Raw genomic sequence first — 19551 nt, 5'->3', positions numbered from 1 at the left:
ATGGCGGCTGACACCCAGCGGCCCGCCGCGATCTGCCTGATGGGCCCGACGGCGGCCGGTAAGACGGATCTCGCCCTGGAGCTCTGCGACGCCTTGCCCTGCGACATCATCAGCGTGGATTCGGCGATGATCTACCGGGGGATGGACATCGGCACGGCCAAGCCCTCGGCTGAGGAACTTTCCCTCGCCCCGCACCGTCTTATCGACATCTGTGATCCGGCGGACCGCTATTCGGCTGCGGATTTTCGGGCGGACGCGCTTCGTGAGATGGAGGCGATCAGTCGCCAGGGCCGGATTCCGCTGCTGGTCGGCGGCACGATGATGTATTTCAAGGCCCTGTTGCACGGCATGGCGGATCTGCCCTCGGCCGATCAGGCCTTGCGTGCCCAGTTGGAAGCAAAGGCCGAGCGTGAGGGCTGGCCGGCGCTTCACGAGCAGCTCAAGGCGCTGGACCCGGTCGCCGCCGACGCCATTCACCCGAACAATCGACAGCGTGTGCTGCGGGCCCTGGAAGTGGTGCTGGTGTCGGGGCGCCCGATTTCCCAGGCCTGGGCCGGCGACGGTGCCGGAAGTGACGTGGATTACCCGTATTTAACCCAGTGGCAGGCAGACGCGTCGCCGGACCTGCCGTATAATGTTATCCAGCTATCGATTTCACCGGGCAACCGATCGGTCCTGCACGATCGCATTCGGCTCCGATTCCAGAAGATGCTGGAGCTGGGTTTTATCGACGAGGTCCGGGCGCTGCGTGCCCGCGGCGATCTGCACAGCGGTTTGCCGTCGGTACGATGTGTCGGGTATCGCCAGGCGTGGTCATGGCTGGACGGCGATGTGGATTACGAAACGTTCGTCGAGAAAGGGATTGCGGCAACCCGGCAGTTGGCCAAACGCCAGCTCACCTGGTTGCGAAAGTGGCCGGACCTTCACTGGATCGACAGCGAGGCGTCAGGTTCTTTGTCCCGCGCCTTGAAAATCCTCCAATCTCGCACCACATTGATTACATAACGCTGGGCTATTGTGGCCCGGGTTATACATGCCGGTCTTGAAGAGTGGCCGGTTTCATTGTTCAGGGATGGCCAAAGGCGTGCTCATAACCTCCCTGACTGGAATCCCTGCAAGCAGTCAATGCAGCGGAACTCCGCTTCTACCAGACGATCTGCGATTAAAAAAACAGGAGAACTGATATGTCAAAAGGGCATTCGTTACAAGACCCTTACCTCAATGCCTTGCGCAAGGAGCGCATTCCGGTGTCCATCTTCCTGGTCAATGGGATCAAGTTGCAGGGACAGATCGAGTCTTTCGATCAGTTCGTGATCCTGTTGAAGAACACAGTAAGCCAGATGGTATACAAGCATGCCATTTCAACGGTTGTGCCTGCCCGAAATGTACGTATTCCTCAACAGAGTGCAGGCGAGGGTGAGGGCGAAGCCTGAACCTGACGTGCTGCCGGTTTGACCGGTCGGTTCTGATGATGGGGCCGACCGCCAGTCCGCATCGTTTACTGCCCGCCGGGACTGATCGTCCGATCCGTTCCGATGGGTGGATCCCATTGTTATATCCGGAGTTTTCTCTCTTTGTTTGAGCGCCCTGATGTCGGTGAGCGCGCTGTCGTCGTTCACCTTGAGTTTTCGTCCCATAACGAATCCGAAGACCTCGGCGAATTTATCGAGCTGGTTCGCTCGGCCGACGTGGATGCCGTCGAGACGGTGACCGGCAGCCGGAATCAGCCCAGTCCGAGACTGTTCGTTGGCGAAGGCAAGCTGGACGAGATCCGCTCAGCGATCCAGGCCAGTGAGGCGGATGTGGTCCTGTTCAACCACGCCCTCAGTCCCAGCCAGGAGCGAAACCTGGAGCGGGAGCTGAAATGCCGGGTGCTGGATCGCACCGGTGTGATTCTCGATATCTTCGCCCAGCGCGCCCGGACCCACGAAGGCAAGCTGCAGGTGGAACTGGCGCAGCTGGATCATATGGCCACCCGATTGGTCCGGGGCTGGACGCACCTGGAGCGCCAGAAGGGCGGTATCGGCCTTCGGGGTCCGGGTGAAACCCAGTTGGAGACGGACCGCCGGCTCCTCCGTGCCCGCATCAAGGCCATCCACAAGCGTCTCGACAAGGTACGCCGTCAGCGGGAACAGGGGCGTCGTGCCCGCAAGCGGGTGGATATCCCGACGGTGTCGCTGGTCGGTTACACCAACGCGGGCAAATCCACGTTGTTCAACCGCATCACCACCGCACACGTCTATGCCGCGGACCAGCTGTTCGCGACCCTCGATCCGACGCTGCGCCGCCTGGAGCTGCCGGACGTGGGTCCGGTGGTGCTGGCCGATACCGTTGGTTTCATCCGGCACCTGCCGCACAAACTCGTGGAAGCGTTCCGTGCCACCCTGGAAGAGACCACGGAGGCGTCCCTGCTGCTGCACATCATTGACTGCGCCGACGAGCGTCGGGATGAGAACATCGAGCAGGTCGAGGATGTGCTGCTGGAAATCGGTGCCGACGAGGTCCCGGTGTTGCAGGTCTATAACAAGATTGACCTGCTCGACGACTTTCGGCCGCGGGTCGATCGGAATGAAGAGGGCGTGCCTGTCCGCGTGTGGGTGTCGGCCGTTACCGGCGAAGGCATCGATACGCTGTTTGACGCCATTGTCGAGCGTTTGGCCGAGGATGTGCTGAGCCTGTCGCTGCTGCTCGGTCCGCATGACGGTAAATTGCGGGCCCTGCTGCACGAAGCCGGCGGCGTGGTCAGCGAGGAATACCTGGACAACGGCGACGCCCAGGTCGAAGCCCGTCTCCAGTCCCGTGACTGGCATCAGCTACTGAGTCGGGCCGGTGTCCGGCCGGATCAGGTGCGTTATGCATCCGCGGAATAATCCCGTCGTATAACAGAGAGTCACGGGCTTAAGCCTGATACAGTACGTCATGTCTGCCTGACCACGTCTGCAAATGGTTGGTTCCCGGAGCTTTCGGGCCGGGTTGGTATTGCCCGGGGACGCATTAATCCCTAGTATTTGCAGCCATTCGATGAGTTTGCGAACGGAGAAAGCTATGGCCTGGAATGAACCGGGTGGTAACCGGAACGACAACGATCCCTGGGGCAGTGGGGGGCGTCGTGGCAATGATCAGGGGCCGCCCGATCTGGATGAGGCGCTGCGCAAGGGTCTCGACAAGCTGAACAAGCTGCTTGGCGGCAAGAAAGGCGGCAGCAACGGAGGTGGTTCCGGCGGCGACGGCAGCAGCAGCGGCTTCGGTGCCGTCCTGGCCATCCTCGGTATCCTGATTGTCGGCTATGTGATTTACCAGTCGTTCTATACGGTGGATGAGCAGGAGCGCGCCGTTGTGCTGCGCTTTGGTAAATACCACACCACTGAAAATCCGGGCCTGCGCTTCAAGGTGCCCATCATTGACGACGTCACCAAGGTCCGCGTGACCAACGTCCGGACCGCCGAGTCCGAAGGGCAGATGCTGACCCAGGATGAAAACCTGGTGTCCGTTGATCTCCAGATTCAGTACCGGGTGGAGAATGCCCGTGATTACGTGCTGAACGTGCGTGATTCCAACCAGGCCCTGGCCTTTGCCACCGACAGCGCCCTGCGCCACGAGGTGGGCAGTGCTGGTCTGGACGAAGTGTTGACTGAAGGCCGTGCCGCGCTGGCGATCAACGTCGAACAGCGCCTGCAGAGTTTCCTCGAGAAGTACGGCACCGGTTTGCAGATCGTGAAGGTGAACGTGGAGAGCACCCAGCCGCCTTCCGAGGTGCAGGAAGCGTTCCGCGAAGTGCAGCGGGCCAAGGAGGACGAGCAGCGTCTGGTGGAAGAGGCGGAAACCTACCGCAACAAGGTGGTGCCGGAAGCCCGCGGTCGCGCCCAGCGCCTGATCGAAGAGGCGAACGCCTACAAGCAGGAAGTGACCGAACGCGCCAAGGGTGAAACCGCCCGCTTTGTTCAACTGCTGAACGTATACAAGGATGCACCGGTGGTCACCCGCGACCGGATGTACCTGGATACCATGCAGAAAGTGTTCTCCAGCACCAGCAAGGTCCTGGTCGACACCGAAAGCAGCAACAACCTGATGTACCTGCCGCTTGATCGCCTGGCGGGGAGCAGCAAGAGCAGTTCCAGTGACAGTTCCACGTCGGACTATTCCGGATCCAACACCGACATCCAGAAACTGACGGACCAGGTGCTCGACGAGATCCGTCAGCGTAACAACAGCTCAAGTGTGCGGAGGGGGCGTTAATCATGAGTCCTAAAGCTGTTCTCGGACTGGCCGGCGCACTGATTGTTGTGCTGATAGTGTCATCCAGTGTTTACATCATTCCAGAAACCCACCGGGGCGTGTTGTTGCGCTTCGGCGAATTGATCAAGACGGATATCCCGGCGGGCATCCACTTCAAGGTTCCGGTCATTGATAAGGTGCGTCAGTTCGATGTGCGGGTCATGACCAATGACCTGCCGACTCGCCAGTATCTGACCATCGAGAAGAAGCCGCTTGACGTGGATTCCTACATCGCCTGGCGTATTCAGGATGTTGATCAGTTCTACCGAGCCACCGGTGGTGACGAGTTGCGCGCCATCTCGCTGGTGTCCTCACGGGTTGATAACGGCCTTCGGGACGAGTTCGGTATCCGCACTATGCATGAAGTGGTGTCTGGTCAGCGTGATGAGCTGATGGAAAAGCTCGTCGGCCGGATTGATGACACCTTGATCAAGGAATTGGGCGTCAAGGTGATGGATATTCGGGTCAAGGCGATTGAACTGCCGCAGTCGGTCAGTGACAACGTTTATCGCCGGATGCGCACCGAACGCGAGAAGCTGGCCCAGGAATTCCGGTCCCGCGGTAAGGAATTGGCCGAAGGCATCCGCGCTGACGCCGACCGACAGCGCACGGTGGTGCTCGCTGAAGCCTATTCCAAGGCGGAAACCACCCGCGGTGAAGGTGATGGTGAAGCTGCCCGGATCTACGCCAAAGCCTATCAGGGCGATAAAGAGTTCTACCGTTTCTATCGCAGCCTGACGGCGTACGAGAAGTCCTTCGCCGACAAGAGCGACATGATGGTGATCGATTCCAAGAGCGATTTCATGCGCTACATGGAAAACCTGAGCGGTGCCAAGGCGAGCCAGTAACGGCACGATTGGGATCAGCCCGCACGGCGGGTAAAATAAACCGGAGCATGGAGCCATGCTCCGGTTTTTTTGTGCCCCTCAAATGTGTAGAATTGCCGGGTTTTGTGGTTCCTTTTCGTTTGCCCGATGAGGGCCTCCGGAAATCCCGGTGCCCGGCCGTTGGGCGCGGCATACCGGGACCTTCTAAATTCTGAAGTCTGCCTCAGGGCAGGCGCCAAGAACGGATTTTTAGCGACTCATGACTGCTTCCGACCGCTGGTTACTGCCTGATGGTGTGGAGGATATCCTGCCGCCCCTGGCTGGCAGAATCGAATCCCTGCGCCGCGATATCATGGACATTTACCAGCGCTGGGGTTACCAGTTGGTGATCCCGCCCCTGATCGAATACCTCGAGTCCCTGCTCACCGGCACCGGTAATGATCTGGCCCTGCAAACGTTCAAGCTGACCGATCAGCTGACCGGGCGGATGATGGGGGTGCGCGCCGATATGACGCCGCAAGCGGCACGTATTGATGCTCATACCCTTCGTCAGGATAGCGTGACACGCTTGTGCTACGCCGGGCATGTCCTGCATACCCGGCCCCAGCATATGCTGACCGGTCGTACACCGATCCAGGCAGGTTGTGAGCTGTTCGGCAGCGCCTCTGAGGTGGCCGACCAGGAAGTGATCCGGCTGATGCTGGAAACCCTGCGCATTGCCGGGATTCCCCGTGTTCACCTGGACCTGGCCCATGTGGCCATCTACCAGTCGCTGATGTCGGAAGCGGATTTTGACGCACAGACCGAGCAGGCGATTTTCGACGCCATGCGCCGCAAGTCCATCCCCGAGCTTGATGAGCTGTTAGGCGACAGTGCCGCCGCGACGCCGGCTGGCCGCTTGCGTAACCTGGCGCGCCTGAGCGGCGGTATCGAGGTGCTGGATGAGGCGCGTGACGTGCTGCAGGGCGCCTCTAGCCAGGCCTTGAAGGCGCTTGATGAGCTTTCCCGGGTGGCCGGCAGCATATCGAAAAGCTTCCCGGATGTGGATCTGGGCTTCGATTTCTGCGAGCTGCGCGGGTACAACTACCACACCGGTCTAGTGTTTGCGGCCTATGCGCCGGGCCACGGTCAGGCCGTGGCCCAGGGCGGGCGCTACGACGCCATCGGCCGTGATTTTGGCCGGCCACGGCCGGCAACCGGCTTCAGCGCCGATGTCCGGGCCCTGGTGGCGCTGGGTGAGCGCGCCGGTGTACCGGGACGCAACATGATCTGGGCGCCGGTCAGCGATGATCCGGCCCTGGCAGACGCCATTGCGGCGCTGCGTCAAACCGAGACGGTACTGCAGGCCCTGCCGGATGATTCCGGCGCGACGCCAGAGGCGCGGGGCTGTACTCGGCAACTGATTCAACGGGACGGCCAGTGGGTCGTCGAGTCACTTAACGGATAGGGGCGGCCGCCCCGAAACGGGCGTACTGAGAGAACATCATGGGTAAGAACGTCGTTGTACTCGGCACCCAATGGGGTGATGAAGGCAAGGGTAAGATCGTGGATCTGCTGACGGATCAGGCGGCTGCGGTTGCCCGTTTCCAGGGCGGCCACAATGCGGGCCACACGTTGGTGATTGAGGGTAAGAAAACGGCCCTGCACCTGATTCCCTCCGGCATCCTTCGGGAACACGTAACCTGCCTGATCGGCAACGGCGTGGTGCTTTCCATGGAAGCGCTGCTCAAGGAAATGCGCGAGCTGGAAGAGAGTGGCGTCGCGGTACGCGACCGCCTGCGCGTCAGCCTGGCCTGTCCGCTGATCCTGCCGACCCACATCCGCATTGACGTGGCCCGGGAAAAGGCCCGCGGTAACGACAAGATCGGCACTACCGGACGCGGTATCGGTCCGGCCTACGAGGACAAGGTCTCCCGTCGTGGCCTGCGCGTCGGCGATCTGTGCGATGCCGCCAGCTTCGAAACCAAACTGCGCGAGATCATGAAGTTCCACAACTTCGTGCTGACCGAGTACTACGGTGAGGAAGCGGTGGATGTCGATCAGGCGCTGGCCGACCTGCTGGGCCTGGCGAAGGAAATCCTGCCAATGGCGGCGGATGTCACCGATATCCTGCACGACCTGCGCAAGAAGGGCGAGCATATCCTGTTTGAAGGCGCCCAGGGTTCCCTGCTGGATATCGATCTCGGCACCTATCCGTACGTGACATCGTCCAACACCACCGCCGGCGGTACCGCTACCGGCAGCGGCTTTGGCCCGCTGTTCCTGGACTACGTGCTGGGCATTACCAAGGCCTACACCACCCGTGTCGGCTCCGGCCCGTTCCCGACCGAACTGTTCGACGATTTTGGCAAGCATCTGGCTGAGAAAGGCCGCGAATTCGGCACCACCACCGGCCGTGCCCGCCGTTGTGGCTGGTTCGATGCGGTTGCCCTGCGTCACGCCATCCAGATCAACAGCGTATCCGGTATCTGCCTGACCAAGCTGGACGTGCTGGACGGCCTGGAAACGGTCAAGGTCTGCATCGGCTACAAGACGCCGAACGGAGAGATCCAGCGTCCGCCGATCGGCTGCGACAACTACACCGACATCGAGCCGGTTTACGAAGAGCTGCCGGGTTGGAAAGAGAGCACGGTGGGGCTGACCAGCCTCGATCAGCTGCCGGACAACGCCAAGGCGTATATCCGCTTCCTCGAGCAGCAGATCGAAGCCCCGATCGATATCATTTCCACCGGTCCGGACCGTGTGGAAACCATCGTCATGCGGCATCCGTTCGGCGAGAACTGAGCGTCGCCCGTAAACGGGCCATCGATATGAAAAAGGCGAAGCGTCGAGCGCTTCGCCTTTTTTGTGGGCGCGATATCGGGGTCAGCCCTTGGTGGCCACCAGGGTCGCCCGTTTGGGGCCGGGATAGCCTTCGACCGTTCGGGTCGGGTCGTCCGGATCCAGGAAGTCCTGCAGGGACTGGAATCGCATCCAGTCGGTCGAGCGTTGTTCCTCGGTAGTGGTCACGGACACGTTGACGACCCGGGCGTCTTTAAAGCCGGTGCGATCGAGCCAGCGCAACAAGGTATCGCAGCTGGGCAGGAACCAGACATTGCGCATCATCCCGTAGCGGTCCTCGGGCATCAGGCTGTAGCCTTCCGGGCCATCAACCACCAGCGTCTCCAGAACCAGTTCACCGCCGTCACGCAGGGTGTCCCGCAGCTCCAGCAGGTGATCCAGCGGGGAACGCCGGTGGTACAGCACGCCCATAGAGAAGGTAGTGTCGAAGCACGCCAGCTTGGGGGGCAGGTCTTCCAGGCGCGCCGGCAGCATGTGGACCCGGGGTTCACTGATGTAATCCTTGACGCTGAAGAACTGCATCAGGAACAACAGGCCCGGATCGACGCCAATCACTTCCTCGGCGCCGGCACCCGCCATGCGCCACATGTGGTAGCCCGAGCCACAGCCCACATCCAGTACGCGCCGGCCGTCCAGGTCGCTGATATACGGGGCTACGCGGTCCCATTTCCAGTCGGAGTGCCATTCGGTGTCGATGTGGGTGCCGAAAAAATCGAACGGGCCTTTGCGCCAGGGCATCAGGCCCCGCAGTCCCGTTTCCAGATCGTTTTGCTGGGTCGGGTTTAGCGGCGTTTGCGTGCGCAGGGTTACGGCCGGGGCGTTGAGATCCGCTTCCACTTCGTGCAGCACCGGTAACTCCGATAGTGCGGCGTTCCAGCGTTGCATATCACCATGGGGGGTGGATTCGAAACGCCGGTACAGCTGGTCGGCAATCTGGGCGGCCCACTCCTCCTGACCGTTGGATTCCAGGTCGCTGAGCAGGGGCTGGTAACGGTGTTTCCAGTCGAACACGAGGTACGGTCTCCGGCAGGTTCAGGGCCGTTTCAGGGCCAGCAGGGATACGAAGTTGAAGTTCTGGTACCACAGGGTGACGCGGTCAAAGCCGGCGTCCAGCAAGCGTTCACGGTGGGTGGTGATGGTTTCCGGGATCAGGACCTGCTCGATGGCCGAGCGCTTGCGGCTGATCTCCAGGTCCGAATAGCCATTGGCCCGCTTGAAATCGTGGTGGAGATCGGTCTGCAGGGTCTGCTCCCAGTCCATCTCAAAGCGGATCTTCTCCGACAGGATCAGGGCACCACCCGGCTGCGTCGCCCGGGCGATCCGCCCCAACAGCTCCGGACGCTGATCCGGTTCGATGAACTGCAGCGTGAAGTTCAGGGTCGTCACCGATGCGTTCTCGAGCTGGCTTTCGAGGATATCCTCGCAACGCAGCTCCACGGGCGCGGGGTGGTCGTCCAGCGCAATGAAATGATGGCCGCGTTCGATCATATCCGGCGAGTTGTCGATGCCGATCACCTTGCATTGACGGTCACCGACACCATGGCGCATGGCCAGTGTCGATGCGCCCAGGGAGCACCCCAGGTCGTAGCAGAAGGTGCCGTCCTGGGCGAAACGCTCGGTGATGATGCCGATCATCGGAATCAGGGTGGTATAACCGGGCACGGAGCGTCGGATCATGTCGGGGAAAACCCGGGCCACGGCCGCATCAAAGCGGAAATCGCCACCCTCCGATGCCGTGTCGGTGTAGATGCGGTCTGCCTCGAACAGGGGCTCACTGGATTTCGGATCACTGGGTTTGCCCATCGTCGCCTCCTGTGTGGTCAGATGCTTCCGGAGTGGCTGCTTCAGGGGCAACCTGGGGTGGTCGGGGCGCCACCGTGCAGCGGATGCCCCGGTTCTTGTAATCCACCAGCACGCCCTTGAGGGTGATGTCGGTGTCAGAGCCCACAGCCAGGTAGCCGTCGTAGCACTCGGCATGGAGCTCAGAGGGCTTGGGCGACATTCGATAGTCTTCGCGGGGGCCGACATAGACTGCCCTGAATTCACCGACCTGCACCTTGTCCTTGTCGCGGGTGTGGCTGATCAATCCGGCGGTCTCCAGTGTCAGCACCGTACCGAGGATGGCCACAAGGGCGACGATGATCAGGGCCCGGACACTGTAGCGGCGTTCGTCTTGTGCCATATCAGAAGGGCCCACCCGGATTGATCGGCGGCGCCTGCAGCGCAGCAAGCTGTTCTCTCAAGGCCAGCACCTGGTCGGACCAGAATCGGGGCTGGGCGAACCAGGGAAAGAATTTGGGGAAGGCCGGGTCATTCCAGCGGCGCGCGAGCCAGGCGGCGTGGCTGATCTGGCGGTAACAGCGCAGCGGCTCGATCAGGTAGCGCTCGCGGCGATTGAAATCGCGGAAGGTTTCATAGCCTTCCATGAGCTCACTGAACTGCAGGGAGCGCTCGGTCTCGTCGCCGTTAAGCAGCAACCAGAGATCCTGGATGGCGGGACCCTGGCGGCAGTCGTCCAGATCCACAAACAGCATCTGCTCATCACGCACGAGAATGTTACCGGCATGACAGTCGCCATGCAGGCGTACGGTATCGACGGGGCCGGCCTCTTCCACCCGCTGCCTGGCGTGGGTCAGCAGATCCGGAACCAGTGAGTCCCAGGCCGGTCGCAGGTCGGTGGGGATCAGGCCGCTGTCCGTCAGGTAACGGGCTTCCTTCTCCAGGCCCGTCATCAGGTCCAGCGTTGGACGGTGTTGGAACGGCGTCCGCGCGCCCACGTTGTGCAATTGGCCCAGCCATTGCCCCAGACGCCAGAGCATGTCTGGCTCGCTGGTGTCCGGCGCCTGGCCGCCGCGCTGCGGGAAAACCGCAAACCAGAAGCCGTTGTGTTCGCCGATGGTATCGCCGTTTGCGAGTTTCACAGGTGCGACGATGGGCACCTCTGCATCAACCAGCTCGAGCGAAAAGGCGTGTTCCTCGGCAATCTGTTCCCGACTCCAGCGGCCCGGGCGGTAGAACTTGGCGATGACAGACGGGCTGTCTTCAATGCCCACCTGGTAGACCCGGTTCTCGTAGGAGTTCAGGGGGAAAATGCGGCCGTTGATGTGAAAGCCGGCCTCTTCCATGGCGTCCAGCAGGACGTCGGGCGTCAGGTGATCGTAGGGGTGTCCAGTGGTGTCGAGTCCGGTGTCAGACATAGTTCAGGCGGATCGTGAAGTATGGCGTCGCAATATACCACAGGCCAGGCCGCCACACAGGTCTTCGAGCCTGTGCGGATCGTTCAGTAGGCCAGCTTGCCGCGGGGGTCCATTCGCTTCAGGTGATACCAGTTTTCATCCAGTTCCCAGCGGATCTTGTCGATACGGTCGTCGGCAAGGACCAGATTGCCGGCATGGGCCTGGAGGTGCGCAAATTCGCGTTCGGCCCGCTGCCAGTCACGGTGGTCGTCACTGAGTGAACGCATGCTGGGAAACAGGGTTCGCAGCGCATCCTGGGTGCTGACTTCGTAAGACCGGGGCGACGACATGATGGCCGTATCGCCTTCAACCCGGAGCACCCGGAACTGATAGGGATAGCTGCTCAGTTTCGGGTCATCCTGCAAATGGTTATTCAATGAGATCACTTCGATACCGCGCCAACTCAGCCATCCGATAAAGACGGCCGCGACCAGCATCACGATCAGGAACTGCTTACGATCCGACATCTGTACTGCACTCCTTGCCTGCACATCCATTGGCGTCGGCACGTCCGCCGGATGGATTCATCCCAGAGTATACCGGCTTGGCCGCCTGTTGTGTGTGATTATCCTACCTATCGCCTTCCTGCGATCGGGTCAGTCGATCCGCGACGATTTCCGACTTGGGGCGACGGGATGCTGCCAATAGTCCCGCCAAAACCAACAGGCCGCCGACAGCATGATAGCCTTCGATCGACTCGCCCAGCACGGGCACGGCGATCAGCGCCGCAAAAACCGGGATCAGATAGGCGAACAGCCCGGCCATGCCCGGGCCCAGTGTGCGCACGCCGTTGTTCCACAGGAAATACGCGGCGACGCTGGGCAAGGTACCCACGTAGAGCAGGGCGGACATGTTGCCCACGTTGAGGACAAACCCGCCTTCGTTGTGCAGTTCCCACAGGTAGAACGGCAGGATCATCGGCGTCCCCAGCGTAATCAGAATGCAGAGTAGCGGGAACAGCGGGATGTCCAGTGGCCAACGCTTAAGCAGCACCGAATACAGTGCCCAGCTGCTGATGGACAGGATCATCAGCAGGTCGCCGGGATTGAAGTTCACGTTTAAAAGCGTATCCAGGTTGGCGCGGGTCAGGATCGTCAATACGCCACAGAACGCGAGAATCAGCCCTGCCAGTTGGCGATGATGGGGCAGCGTTCGCAGGATGATGGCGGAAAAGAGCACGATCATCAGCGGCATGGTGGAGCTGACCAGGGCGATGTTAATCGCGCCGGTGCTCTGGGCTGCCAGATAGAGAATGGTGTTGTAGGCGCCGACACTGAAAAAGGCGAGGGCAATGACCTGTTTCCAGTGCGCCCGAAGGATAGGGCGATAACGCCGCACGGCCCGGAAGGTGAACGGTGCAAGGTAGATTGTCGGGATCAGCCAGCGCCAGAACGACAGCGCGAATGGAGGGATCGACTCCGACGTACCGCGGGCAACCAGCGCGTTACCGGCCCAGAACAGCGTCGTCAACACCAGGCCGGCCATGGCCCATTGCCGTCCAGAGTTGCTCACATTCCCTCCCTCTATCTCTCATCCGATGAAAGGTAACGGCGCATAGTAGCATTGTCAGGGGGGCGCGCCGATGCTTGTATGGACGCCACGCAAACAGACTTAAGAGGATCGGCCGATTCGATGAGCGTAGAACAGTTTTCCGTGGATGCGGTCGTCATTGGCGCGGGTGTGGTCGGCCTGGCTGTTGCCCGTGAACTGGCGCTGGCCGGCCAGAGCGTCGTGGTGCTGGAGGCGGGCGATCACTGGGGCGAGGGGACCTCATCGCGCAACAGTGAAGTGATTCACGCCGGTCTCTACTATCCGCCGGATTCCCTGAAGGCCCGGCTGTGCATCGACGGCAAACAGGCCCTGTACCGCTATTGCGAGGAGCGCCGGGTTCCCTGTCGTCGCACGGGGAAGTGGATTATTGCCACCGATCCGCAACAGACCGACGTGCTGGTGGACATCGAAATGCGAGCCAGCGCCTGTGGTGTGCCGTTGCAGCGGGGAACAGGCGAGAGGCTCAGGCAGGCGTTGCCGGACGTGTCCGCCGCCGATGGCCTGTTTTCCCCAACTACGGGGATCGTCGATAGCCACGCGCTGATGCTGTCCCTGTTGGGTGATCTGGAGGCCGCTGGTGGTTATGTCATCTGCCGGGCGCCGGCGGTTTCGGTCATCAGTGACGGTGCGCATCGGGTGCGGGTCGGCGGGGATTCACCCTGCGAGTTGGTGGCCCCCAGGGTGGTCAATGCTGCAGGGTTGGGCGCCATTGCGCTGTTGGACCGTTGGGAGGGGTACCCGGCGTCGGTTCGGCCGCAGGCCTGGTTTGCCCGCGGTTGCTATTTCAGTTACTCGGGGCGCCATCCGTTCGACACGCTGGTTTATCCGGTCCCAGAGCCCGGCGGGCTGGGCATTCACCTGACGTTGGATCTGGCAGGACAGGCACGCTTCGGACCGGATGTGGAGTGGATCGATCATCTCGATTACCAGGTTGATCCGGCCCGCCGTGATCGCTTCGCTGAATCCATCCGCCGTTGGTGGCCGGCGCTGGATCCGGCGCGGCTGCAGCCGGCCTATGCCGGTATCCGGCCCAAACTGGCCGGTCCGGGATCGGGTTTCCAGGATTTTCGGGTCCAGGACGAATACGAGCACGGGTTGGCGTGCGTGGTGCAGCTTCTCGGTATCGAATCCCCGGGACTGACCGCCTGCCTGGCTCTGGCCAGGCAGGTTGCGGACCGTCTCAGATAGCACGCTCCGGAATTTGAGGCGTTCGGGCCAGCGCCCAGACCTGCACGCGATTGACTCCGCCCCGCCGCAGGGCGCTGGCCATCTGTTGCACGGTCGCGCCGGTCGTCATGACATCGTCGACAATGGCGACATGGTCCGGGAGGTCGGTGCCGACCTCGAAGGCGCCCCGCAGATTCTGTAACCGCTGGCGCCGGTTCAGGCCGGACTGGGCGCTGGTCTCCCGCCGACGCCGGACCAGTTCTGAGCGCACCGGAATCTTCAAGCGGTCCGACAGCCACAATGCGATTTCCTCAGCCTGATTAAAGCCCCGCTCCCGCAGACGTTGCCGATGCATGGGAACCGGGACCAGGCAGGTCGGGCGATCGACCTGTGCCTGCACCAACTCCGTCGCCAGCATCTCGGCCAGTGGCCGTCCGAAGGTGCGATGCCCACCAAACTTGAATCCGCTGATCAACTGGTTGACCGGGAAACCGTAGAGCCAGGGGGCCGCGGTGGCCTCAAAGGCCGGTGGTCTGGTCAGGCAGGGGCCGCACAGCTCGCTACCGACCAGCACGCCGGGGTTAACCAACGGAAGCGCGCAGCGTCGACAGGCCAGTGAATTGCGGGGCAGGTCGGCGGCGCAATCCGTGCACAGGCCCGGCTCGCGGGTGGTTGCGAGGCAGGTGATGCAGGGATGTCCGGGACGCGGCCAGTTGTTAACCTTTCGTTGTATGAAGGTTGACAGCGTGGTCAGGCAATTTATCATGCGTTCAATCCTTGAACAGAAAATAAAGGGCGGGCCCAGCCTGGCCCTGATGAGAACCATACAGGACCGATTCCCATGACAGCATCACCGATCCGCCACGACTGGACATTGGACGAGATCCGCGCGCTTTTCGATCTGCCGTTCAACGACCTCGTCTTCAAGGCGCAAAGCGTACACCGGGAGCACTTCGATCCCAACGAGGTGCAGGTCAGCACGCTGCTCTCCATCAAGACCGGTGCCTGTCCCGAGGACTGTAAATACTGCCCGCAGAGCGGTCACTACAACACCGGGCTGGAAAAGGAAAAGCTGCTGGAAATCGAAAAGGTGGTGGCCGAGGCGCGCGCCGCAAAAGACAAGGGCGCGTCCCGGTTCTGCATGGGTGCGGCCTGGCGCAGTCCATCCAAGAAGGACATGCCCTACGTCCTGGACATGGTGCGGCAGGTGAAATCCCTGGGTCTGGAAACCTGTATGACCCTGGGCATGCTCCAGCAGAGCGAGGCCGACCAACTGGCCGAAGCGGGGCTGGACTATTACAACCATAACCTCGATACCTCCGAGAAATACTACAACCACATCATCACCACGCGGACCTACCAGGACCGTCTGGATACCCTGGACAACGTGCGCAAGGCCGGCATGAAAGTCTGTTGTGGGGGCATCATGGGGATGGGTGAGGATGAAGACGACCGGGCCGGCCTGATCATGCAGCTGGCCAATCTGCCGCACCACCCGGAAAGTGTCCCCATCAACATGCTGGTCAAGGTGGCCGGCACACCGCTGGAAGACGTCGACGACCTGGATCCGTTCGAATTCGTGCGCACCATCGCGGTGGCCCGGATCGTCATGCCGGAATCCCACGTACGCCTGTCGGCCGGTCGCGAGAACATGAACGACCAGATGCAGGCGCTGTGCTTCCTGGCCGGTGCCAACTCCATCTTCTACGGTGAGAAGCTGCTCACCACCACCAACCCGGAAGCGGATCACGATCGGCAACTGTTCAAGCGTCTGGGTATTCGTCCCGAGCAGCGCGGCGACGCCCACACGGACGAAGAGCGCGAAGCCGGTCTGGTGGATGCGATGGAAAAAGAACGTAACCGCCACCTGTTCTACGACGCCACCGATCGTCAGACCGCTTGAGGTGACCCGTGCGTGATTTTCGGGCCGAACTGGAACGGCGCCAGGCCGATGGTCTCTATCGCTGGCGCCGTGAGGTACAGACGCCGCAGCAACCGGAGATGGTGGTTGACGGGCGGTCCGTGCTGTCGTTCTGCAGCAATGACTATCTGGGGCTGGCCAACCATCCCGACAGCGTCTCGGCGGCCCGTGAGGCGCTGCTGGACACCGGACTGGGTGGCGGTGCCTCCCACCTGATCTGCGGTCATCACAGCGCGCATCATGAACTGGAAGAGACGCTGGCCCGTTTCACCGATCGCGAGGCGGCGCTGTTCTTCTCCACCGGTTACATGGCGAATATGGGCGTCATCAGCGCCCTGGCCGGGCGTGGCGACACCATCTTTTCAGATCGATTGAACCACGCCTCGCTGATTGACGGCTGCATCCTCAGTCGGGCCCGGGTCCGTCGTTATCCCCACGCTGAGGTTGAGTCACTGGAGGCGATGTTGGCGGAAACCGACGGCCACAAGCTGGTGGTGACCGATGGCGTCTTCAGTATGGATGGCGATGTCGCGCCGCTGCCGGAGATCGCTGCGGCTTGTCGGCGTCACGATGCGCTGCTGGTGGTGGACGATGCCCATGGCTTCGGATGTATCGGAACCGGGGGCCGAGGCAGCGTCGATCATTTCGGATTGAGTGCGGAGGACGTGCCCATCGTCATTGGCACGCTGGGCAAGGCATTTGGAACCAGTGGCGCCTTTGTCGCCGGGTCGCAATTGATGATGGACTACCTGGTCCAGAAAGCCCGTACCTACATCTACACCACCGCCATGCCGCCGGCCATAGCAAGGGCCACCTGCACCAGCGTAACGTTGTTGGAGCAGGGCGATGATCGCCGTGATCACCTGGCGCGACTGATCGCCCGGTTCCGTCGGGAAGCGAGCGCCATGGGGTATACGTTGATGCCCTCAGATACCCCGATCCAGCCCATACTGCTGGGCGATGCGTGGTCGGCGCTGGCCCTGAGCCAGGCGCTGGAAACCCGGGGCATCTGGGTCACCGCCATACGCCCGCCGACGGTGCCCGAAGGCGAAGCCCGGCTGCGGGTGACCTTCAGCGCGGCGCACACGGAAGCGCACCTCGACCGGTTGTTGCAGGCGCTGTCCGAATGCCGGGAAACGCTCTCCGGCACGGCCGCATGACGGTACCTGTCGACCGGCTGACGCTGATCAGCGGCTGGGGCGCGCCGGTCGATATGATTCGGCCGCTTGTCGATGGCTTGGCGAGCGAGGTGACGGCGCTTTCCCTTGATGACTCGCTCCTTGCCGGGGTTCCTTCGTTCGATGCCGCCGCCGATGCCCTTCTCGACCGCATCGGTGATCGCACATGGCTGGTGGGCTGGTCGCTGGGCGGTCTGTTGGCCATGGCGGTCGCCCATCGCGCGCCAGAGCGGGTCGCCGGCGTGATCACCCTGTGCACCCACCCCTGTTTTGTCGCCCGCGAGGCGGGTGATACCGGTATGGCGCCAGACACCTTCGCCGGATTTCGGCAGGGGCTTGAGCGTCAGGCTGCCCGCCAATGGCAGCGATTCATGTTGTTACAGGTTCATGGGGTGCCGGCGGGACGGCAGGCACTGGACCCCTGGTTGGCGTCCGGGCCACCGGCCAGCAACGCCGTATTGACCCACAGTCTGGCGTGGCTGGCCGAGGTGGATCAGCGGCAGGAATGGGCCGAAGTAGCCGCGCCGACGGTGCACCTGTTTGGCCGCCGTGACCCGCTGGTCGATCCGGCCTGCGCCGCCTTGTTGCAGTCGCAAGGGCGACCTGTCCGGCTGCTGGAGCATCTTTTTCACTGGCCCTTCGGCGACGCGGCAACGCAAGTCCGTCGGGCAATCGAGGACTGTCTGAATGAATACCGCGCTGGCCAGGCGGCCTGATCTCGACGCGTCCACGGTTTCACGTCGTGGCACCCGGGCGAGCATTGCCCGGGATTTTGGCGCGGCCGCGGCCAGTTACGACCGGGCGGCCCGCCTGCAACGCCACATGGGGCAACGCCTGCTGGGGTTATTGCCGGCTGATCGAGCCGACGAGGTGACAGACCTGGGCTGCGGCACCGGGCTCTTTCTGGAGCCGTTGCAACGAAAGCTGCAACCGGAGGGGCTGAACGCCATCGATCTGTCTCCGGATATGCTGGATTATGCCCGTGCCCATCGGGCGGTGTCGGCACGCTGGCTGGCGGCGGATGCCGAAGCCATTCCGCTGGCGGATGCGAGTCAGGATGTGGTGTTTTCCAACCTGATGATCCAGTGGTGCGACGATCCGGAGCCGGTACTCAGAGAGGCGTTCCGAATCCTGCGGCCCGGCGGCTGGCTGGTGTGTTCCACACTGCTGGACGGCACCCTGCGTGAACTGGACCGGGCCTGGCAGGCGGTGGATCCCGGACAATCCCACATTAATGAATTTGAATCACCTGCAACGATGCACGATGCGCTGGCGCGCGTCTTCGGCGGTGGTGAGGTCCGGCAGGAGCGCATTGTTCTGGACTATTGCCACCCGGCTGACTTGTTGCGGGAACTCAAGGACCTCGGTGCCTATCACAAGGCGCCAAACAGACGGCGCTCGCTGACCGGTGCGCGCCGTCTCAAGCAACTTTACCACTGTTATCCGCGTCAAGACGGCGGGAGTGTGGCCGCCAGCTATGAAGCTGGTTACCTGATCGCCCGTCGACCGTCAGGCGCTGCTGTATAGGATTCAGACCAGACCATGGCCAAACGAACTTTCTTTGTGACCGGCACCGATACCGGTGTGGGAAAAACACTGGTATCCGCCGTTCTGCTGCGCGCAGCGGCAAAAGCCGGGCTGCGTACCGTGGCGATTAAGCCCGTGGCGTCCGGCTGCGAGGTGACGCCCGAGGGATTGCGTAACGAGGACGCCCTGGCGCTCCAGGCGGCCATGACGGAGGAGCTGCCCTACGATCAGATCAACCCGGTGGCGCTGGAGCCGGCCATCGCGCCCCATATCGCGGCGGTGCAGGCGGGGCGTCAGGTTACCGCACAGCGTCTCGTTGGCCTCTGTCGCGGCATGCAGATGCGGCCGGCGGATGTCATGCTGGTGGAGGGTGCCGGAGGCTGGCGAGTGCCGTTGAACGATCGGGAAACCTATTCCCGGGTGGCCCAGGAGCTGAACACGCCGGTGATCATGGTCGTGCCACTGCAGCTGGGCTGCATTAACCATGCACTGCTCACGGCCGAAGCGATTCGTGCCGACGGACTGCCCGTGGCGGGTTGGGTTGCCAACCGCCTGGCGCCGGAGCCGATGCCGGTTGAAGCGGAGAATCTGGCCTATCTGCGCCAGCATTTGCCCGCACCTATGCTGGGTGATCTGCCGTGGCAGGAAACGCTGGATATCGAGGCGCTGACAAATTGTATCGATTTGAAACCGTTGATTGATAATTGAACAGCGCTCTGCTTCAATGCAGTCATGGTTCAATAGGTGGTCACCATGATGATCAGTAACAACAGTTTCGCGATCGGTGTTCAGGGCGTCCAGGACGGCATGGCGGGGATGGAAGCATCCGCCCGAAAAATCGCCCGTGCCGGTACGGATGGCCCCCAGGGCAGCGCCGAAAGCAGTAACGATCTGATTGAACCCATCGTCGATATGAAGCTGTATGCACGCAACGTCGAGGCCTCTGCGCAGGTGGTGAAAACCGCCGACGAGACGCTTGGGTCGTTGCTCGACGTCATGGCCTGATCCGCATAGCTGATGGAGCCCTG

At 61.9% G+C, this 19551-nt stretch carries 21 protein-coding genes; 14 read left to right on the top strand and 7 right to left on the bottom strand.

Annotation, left to right across the window (positions count from 1 at the left end; all coding sequences use genetic code 11):
• The 7 genes from miaA to EB809_RS00460 all read left to right on the top strand — a co-directional run bounded on the left by miaA (nucleotide 1) and on the right by EB809_RS00460 (nucleotide 7886).
• Nucleotides 1–1005 carry a tRNA (adenosine(37)-N6)-dimethylallyltransferase MiaA gene (gene miaA / locus EB809_RS00490; protein ID WP_123632610.1) on the top strand — a complete coding sequence of 335 codons (1005 nt, stop codon included), beginning with the start codon at nucleotides 1–3 and terminating at the stop codon, nucleotides 1003–1005.
• A 179-nt stretch (nucleotides 1006–1184) separates the two neighbouring features.
• A complete protein-coding gene (gene hfq, locus EB809_RS00485) occupies nucleotides 1185–1433 on the top strand; it encodes an RNA chaperone Hfq (protein WP_123632609.1) in 249 nt (82 codons plus the stop codon).
• A 141-nt stretch (nucleotides 1434–1574) separates the two neighbouring features.
• The gene (gene hflX, locus EB809_RS00480) at nucleotides 1575–2870 is read left to right on the top strand and encodes a ribosome rescue GTPase HflX (protein WP_123632608.1); all 1296 of its coding nucleotides are present in this window, start codon (nucleotides 1575–1577) and stop codon (nucleotides 2868–2870) included.
• Between the two features lie 175 nt (nucleotides 2871–3045).
• On the top strand, nucleotides 3046–4236 hold the full coding sequence (gene hflK / locus EB809_RS00475) for an FtsH protease activity modulator HflK (protein WP_123632607.1): 1191 nt from the start codon (nucleotides 3046–3048) through the stop codon (nucleotides 4234–4236).
• A 2-nt stretch (nucleotides 4237–4238) separates the two neighbouring features.
• Nucleotides 4239–5123 (top strand): protease modulator HflC, encoded by an 885-nt coding sequence (gene hflC / locus EB809_RS00470; RefSeq protein WP_123632606.1) that lies wholly within the window; start codon nucleotides 4239–4241, stop codon nucleotides 5121–5123.
• A gap of 238 nt (nucleotides 5124–5361) precedes the next feature.
• Complete coding sequence (locus EB809_RS00465; RefSeq protein ID WP_123632605.1) at nucleotides 5362–6549, top strand: ATP phosphoribosyltransferase regulatory subunit; 1188 nt, start codon at nucleotides 5362–5364, stop codon at nucleotides 6547–6549.
• Between the two features lie 38 nt (nucleotides 6550–6587).
• Complete coding sequence (locus tag EB809_RS00460) at nucleotides 6588–7886, top strand: adenylosuccinate synthase (RefSeq protein ID WP_123632604.1); 1299 nt, start codon at nucleotides 6588–6590, stop codon at nucleotides 7884–7886.
• Between the two features lie 81 nt (nucleotides 7887–7967).
• Here the strand turns inward: EB809_RS00460 and cmoB are convergent, their stop codons facing one another.
• The 6 genes from cmoB to EB809_RS00430 all read right to left on the bottom strand — a co-directional run bounded on the left by cmoB (nucleotide 7968) and on the right by EB809_RS00430 (nucleotide 12691).
• On the bottom strand, nucleotides 7968–8954 hold the full coding sequence (cmoB, locus tag EB809_RS00455) for a tRNA 5-methoxyuridine(34)/uridine 5-oxyacetic acid(34) synthase CmoB (protein ID WP_123632603.1): 987 nt from the start codon (nucleotides 8952–8954) through the stop codon (nucleotides 7968–7970).
• 21 nt (nucleotides 8955–8975) lie between these two features.
• Nucleotides 8976–9746 carry a carboxy-S-adenosyl-L-methionine synthase CmoA gene (cmoA, locus tag EB809_RS00450; RefSeq protein ID WP_123632602.1) on the bottom strand — a complete coding sequence of 257 codons (771 nt, stop codon included), beginning with the start codon at nucleotides 9744–9746 and terminating at the stop codon, nucleotides 8976–8978.
• Nucleotides 9730–10125 (bottom strand): kinase, encoded by a 396-nt coding sequence (locus EB809_RS00445; RefSeq protein WP_123632601.1) that lies wholly within the window; start codon nucleotides 10123–10125, stop codon nucleotides 9730–9732. Before EB809_RS00445 ends, cmoA begins: the two co-directional genes overlap by 17 nt.
• Nucleotide 10126: 1 nt before the next feature.
• Nucleotides 10127–11140, bottom strand: a complete 1014-nt coding sequence (locus EB809_RS00440) for a serine/threonine protein kinase (protein ID WP_123632600.1) — start codon at nucleotides 11138–11140, stop codon at nucleotides 10127–10129.
• A gap of 83 nt (nucleotides 11141–11223) precedes the next feature.
• Nucleotides 11224–11646: a hypothetical protein gene (locus EB809_RS00435; RefSeq protein WP_123632599.1), complete on the bottom strand. Its 423-nt coding sequence runs from the start codon at nucleotides 11644–11646 to the stop codon at nucleotides 11224–11226.
• 103 nt (nucleotides 11647–11749) lie between these two features.
• Nucleotides 11750–12691 (bottom strand): DMT family transporter, encoded by a 942-nt coding sequence (locus EB809_RS00430; protein WP_123632598.1) that lies wholly within the window; start codon nucleotides 12689–12691, stop codon nucleotides 11750–11752.
• Nucleotides 12692–12811: 120 nt separating this feature from the next.
• Between EB809_RS00430 and EB809_RS00425 the strand changes: the two genes are divergently transcribed.
• Complete coding sequence (locus tag EB809_RS00425; RefSeq protein WP_123632597.1) at nucleotides 12812–13918, top strand: NAD(P)/FAD-dependent oxidoreductase; 1107 nt, start codon at nucleotides 12812–12814, stop codon at nucleotides 13916–13918.
• Here EB809_RS00425 and EB809_RS00420 read toward each other — a convergent pair.
• Entirely contained in the window at nucleotides 13911–14663 is a 753-nt protein-coding gene (locus tag EB809_RS00420) for a ComF family protein (protein WP_123632596.1), read from the bottom strand. The genes EB809_RS00425 and EB809_RS00420 overlap by 8 nt on opposite strands.
• A gap of 69 nt (nucleotides 14664–14732) precedes the next feature.
• On the opposite strand from EB809_RS00420, the gene bioB reads away from it, so the two are divergent.
• Genes bioB through EB809_RS00390 form a run of 6 tightly spaced genes read left to right on the top strand, consistent with a single transcriptional unit; the run spans nucleotide 14733 to nucleotide 19528 of the window.
• The gene (bioB, locus tag EB809_RS00415) at nucleotides 14733–15800 is read left to right on the top strand and encodes a biotin synthase BioB (RefSeq protein ID WP_411711034.1); all 1068 of its coding nucleotides are present in this window, start codon (nucleotides 14733–14735) and stop codon (nucleotides 15798–15800) included.
• Between the two features lie 8 nt (nucleotides 15801–15808).
• Nucleotides 15809–16978, top strand: coding sequence for an 8-amino-7-oxononanoate synthase (gene bioF, locus EB809_RS00410; RefSeq protein ID WP_123632594.1), 1170 nt, complete (start codon nucleotides 15809–15811; stop codon nucleotides 16976–16978).
• Nucleotides 16975–17712, top strand: coding sequence for an alpha/beta fold hydrolase (locus EB809_RS00405; protein WP_190294790.1), 738 nt, complete (start codon nucleotides 16975–16977; stop codon nucleotides 17710–17712). The genes bioF and EB809_RS00405 overlap by 4 nt, the downstream gene beginning before the upstream one ends.
• Nucleotides 17684–18523: a malonyl-ACP O-methyltransferase BioC gene (bioC, locus tag EB809_RS00400; protein ID WP_123632592.1), complete on the top strand. Its 840-nt coding sequence runs from the start codon at nucleotides 17684–17686 to the stop codon at nucleotides 18521–18523. Before EB809_RS00405 ends, bioC begins: the two co-directional genes overlap by 29 nt.
• A gap of 15 nt (nucleotides 18524–18538) precedes the next feature.
• Nucleotides 18539–19231, top strand: a complete 693-nt coding sequence (gene bioD / locus EB809_RS00395; protein WP_123632591.1) for a dethiobiotin synthase — start codon at nucleotides 18539–18541, stop codon at nucleotides 19229–19231.
• 48 nt (nucleotides 19232–19279) lie between these two features.
• Nucleotides 19280–19528, top strand: coding sequence for a flagellar basal body rod C-terminal domain-containing protein (locus EB809_RS00390; protein ID WP_123633017.1), 249 nt, complete (start codon nucleotides 19280–19282; stop codon nucleotides 19526–19528).
• Nucleotides 19529–19551: the final 23 nt, after the last annotated feature.

The sequence above is a fragment of the Marinobacter sp. R17 genome, from assembly GCF_003789045.1.
Taxonomy (GTDB): domain Bacteria; phylum Pseudomonadota; class Gammaproteobacteria; order Pseudomonadales; family Oleiphilaceae; genus Marinobacter_A; species Marinobacter_A mangrovi.
The sequence above is the reverse complement of the archived record's forward strand: the minus strand, read 5'-3'. Positions and strand labels throughout refer to the sequence as shown.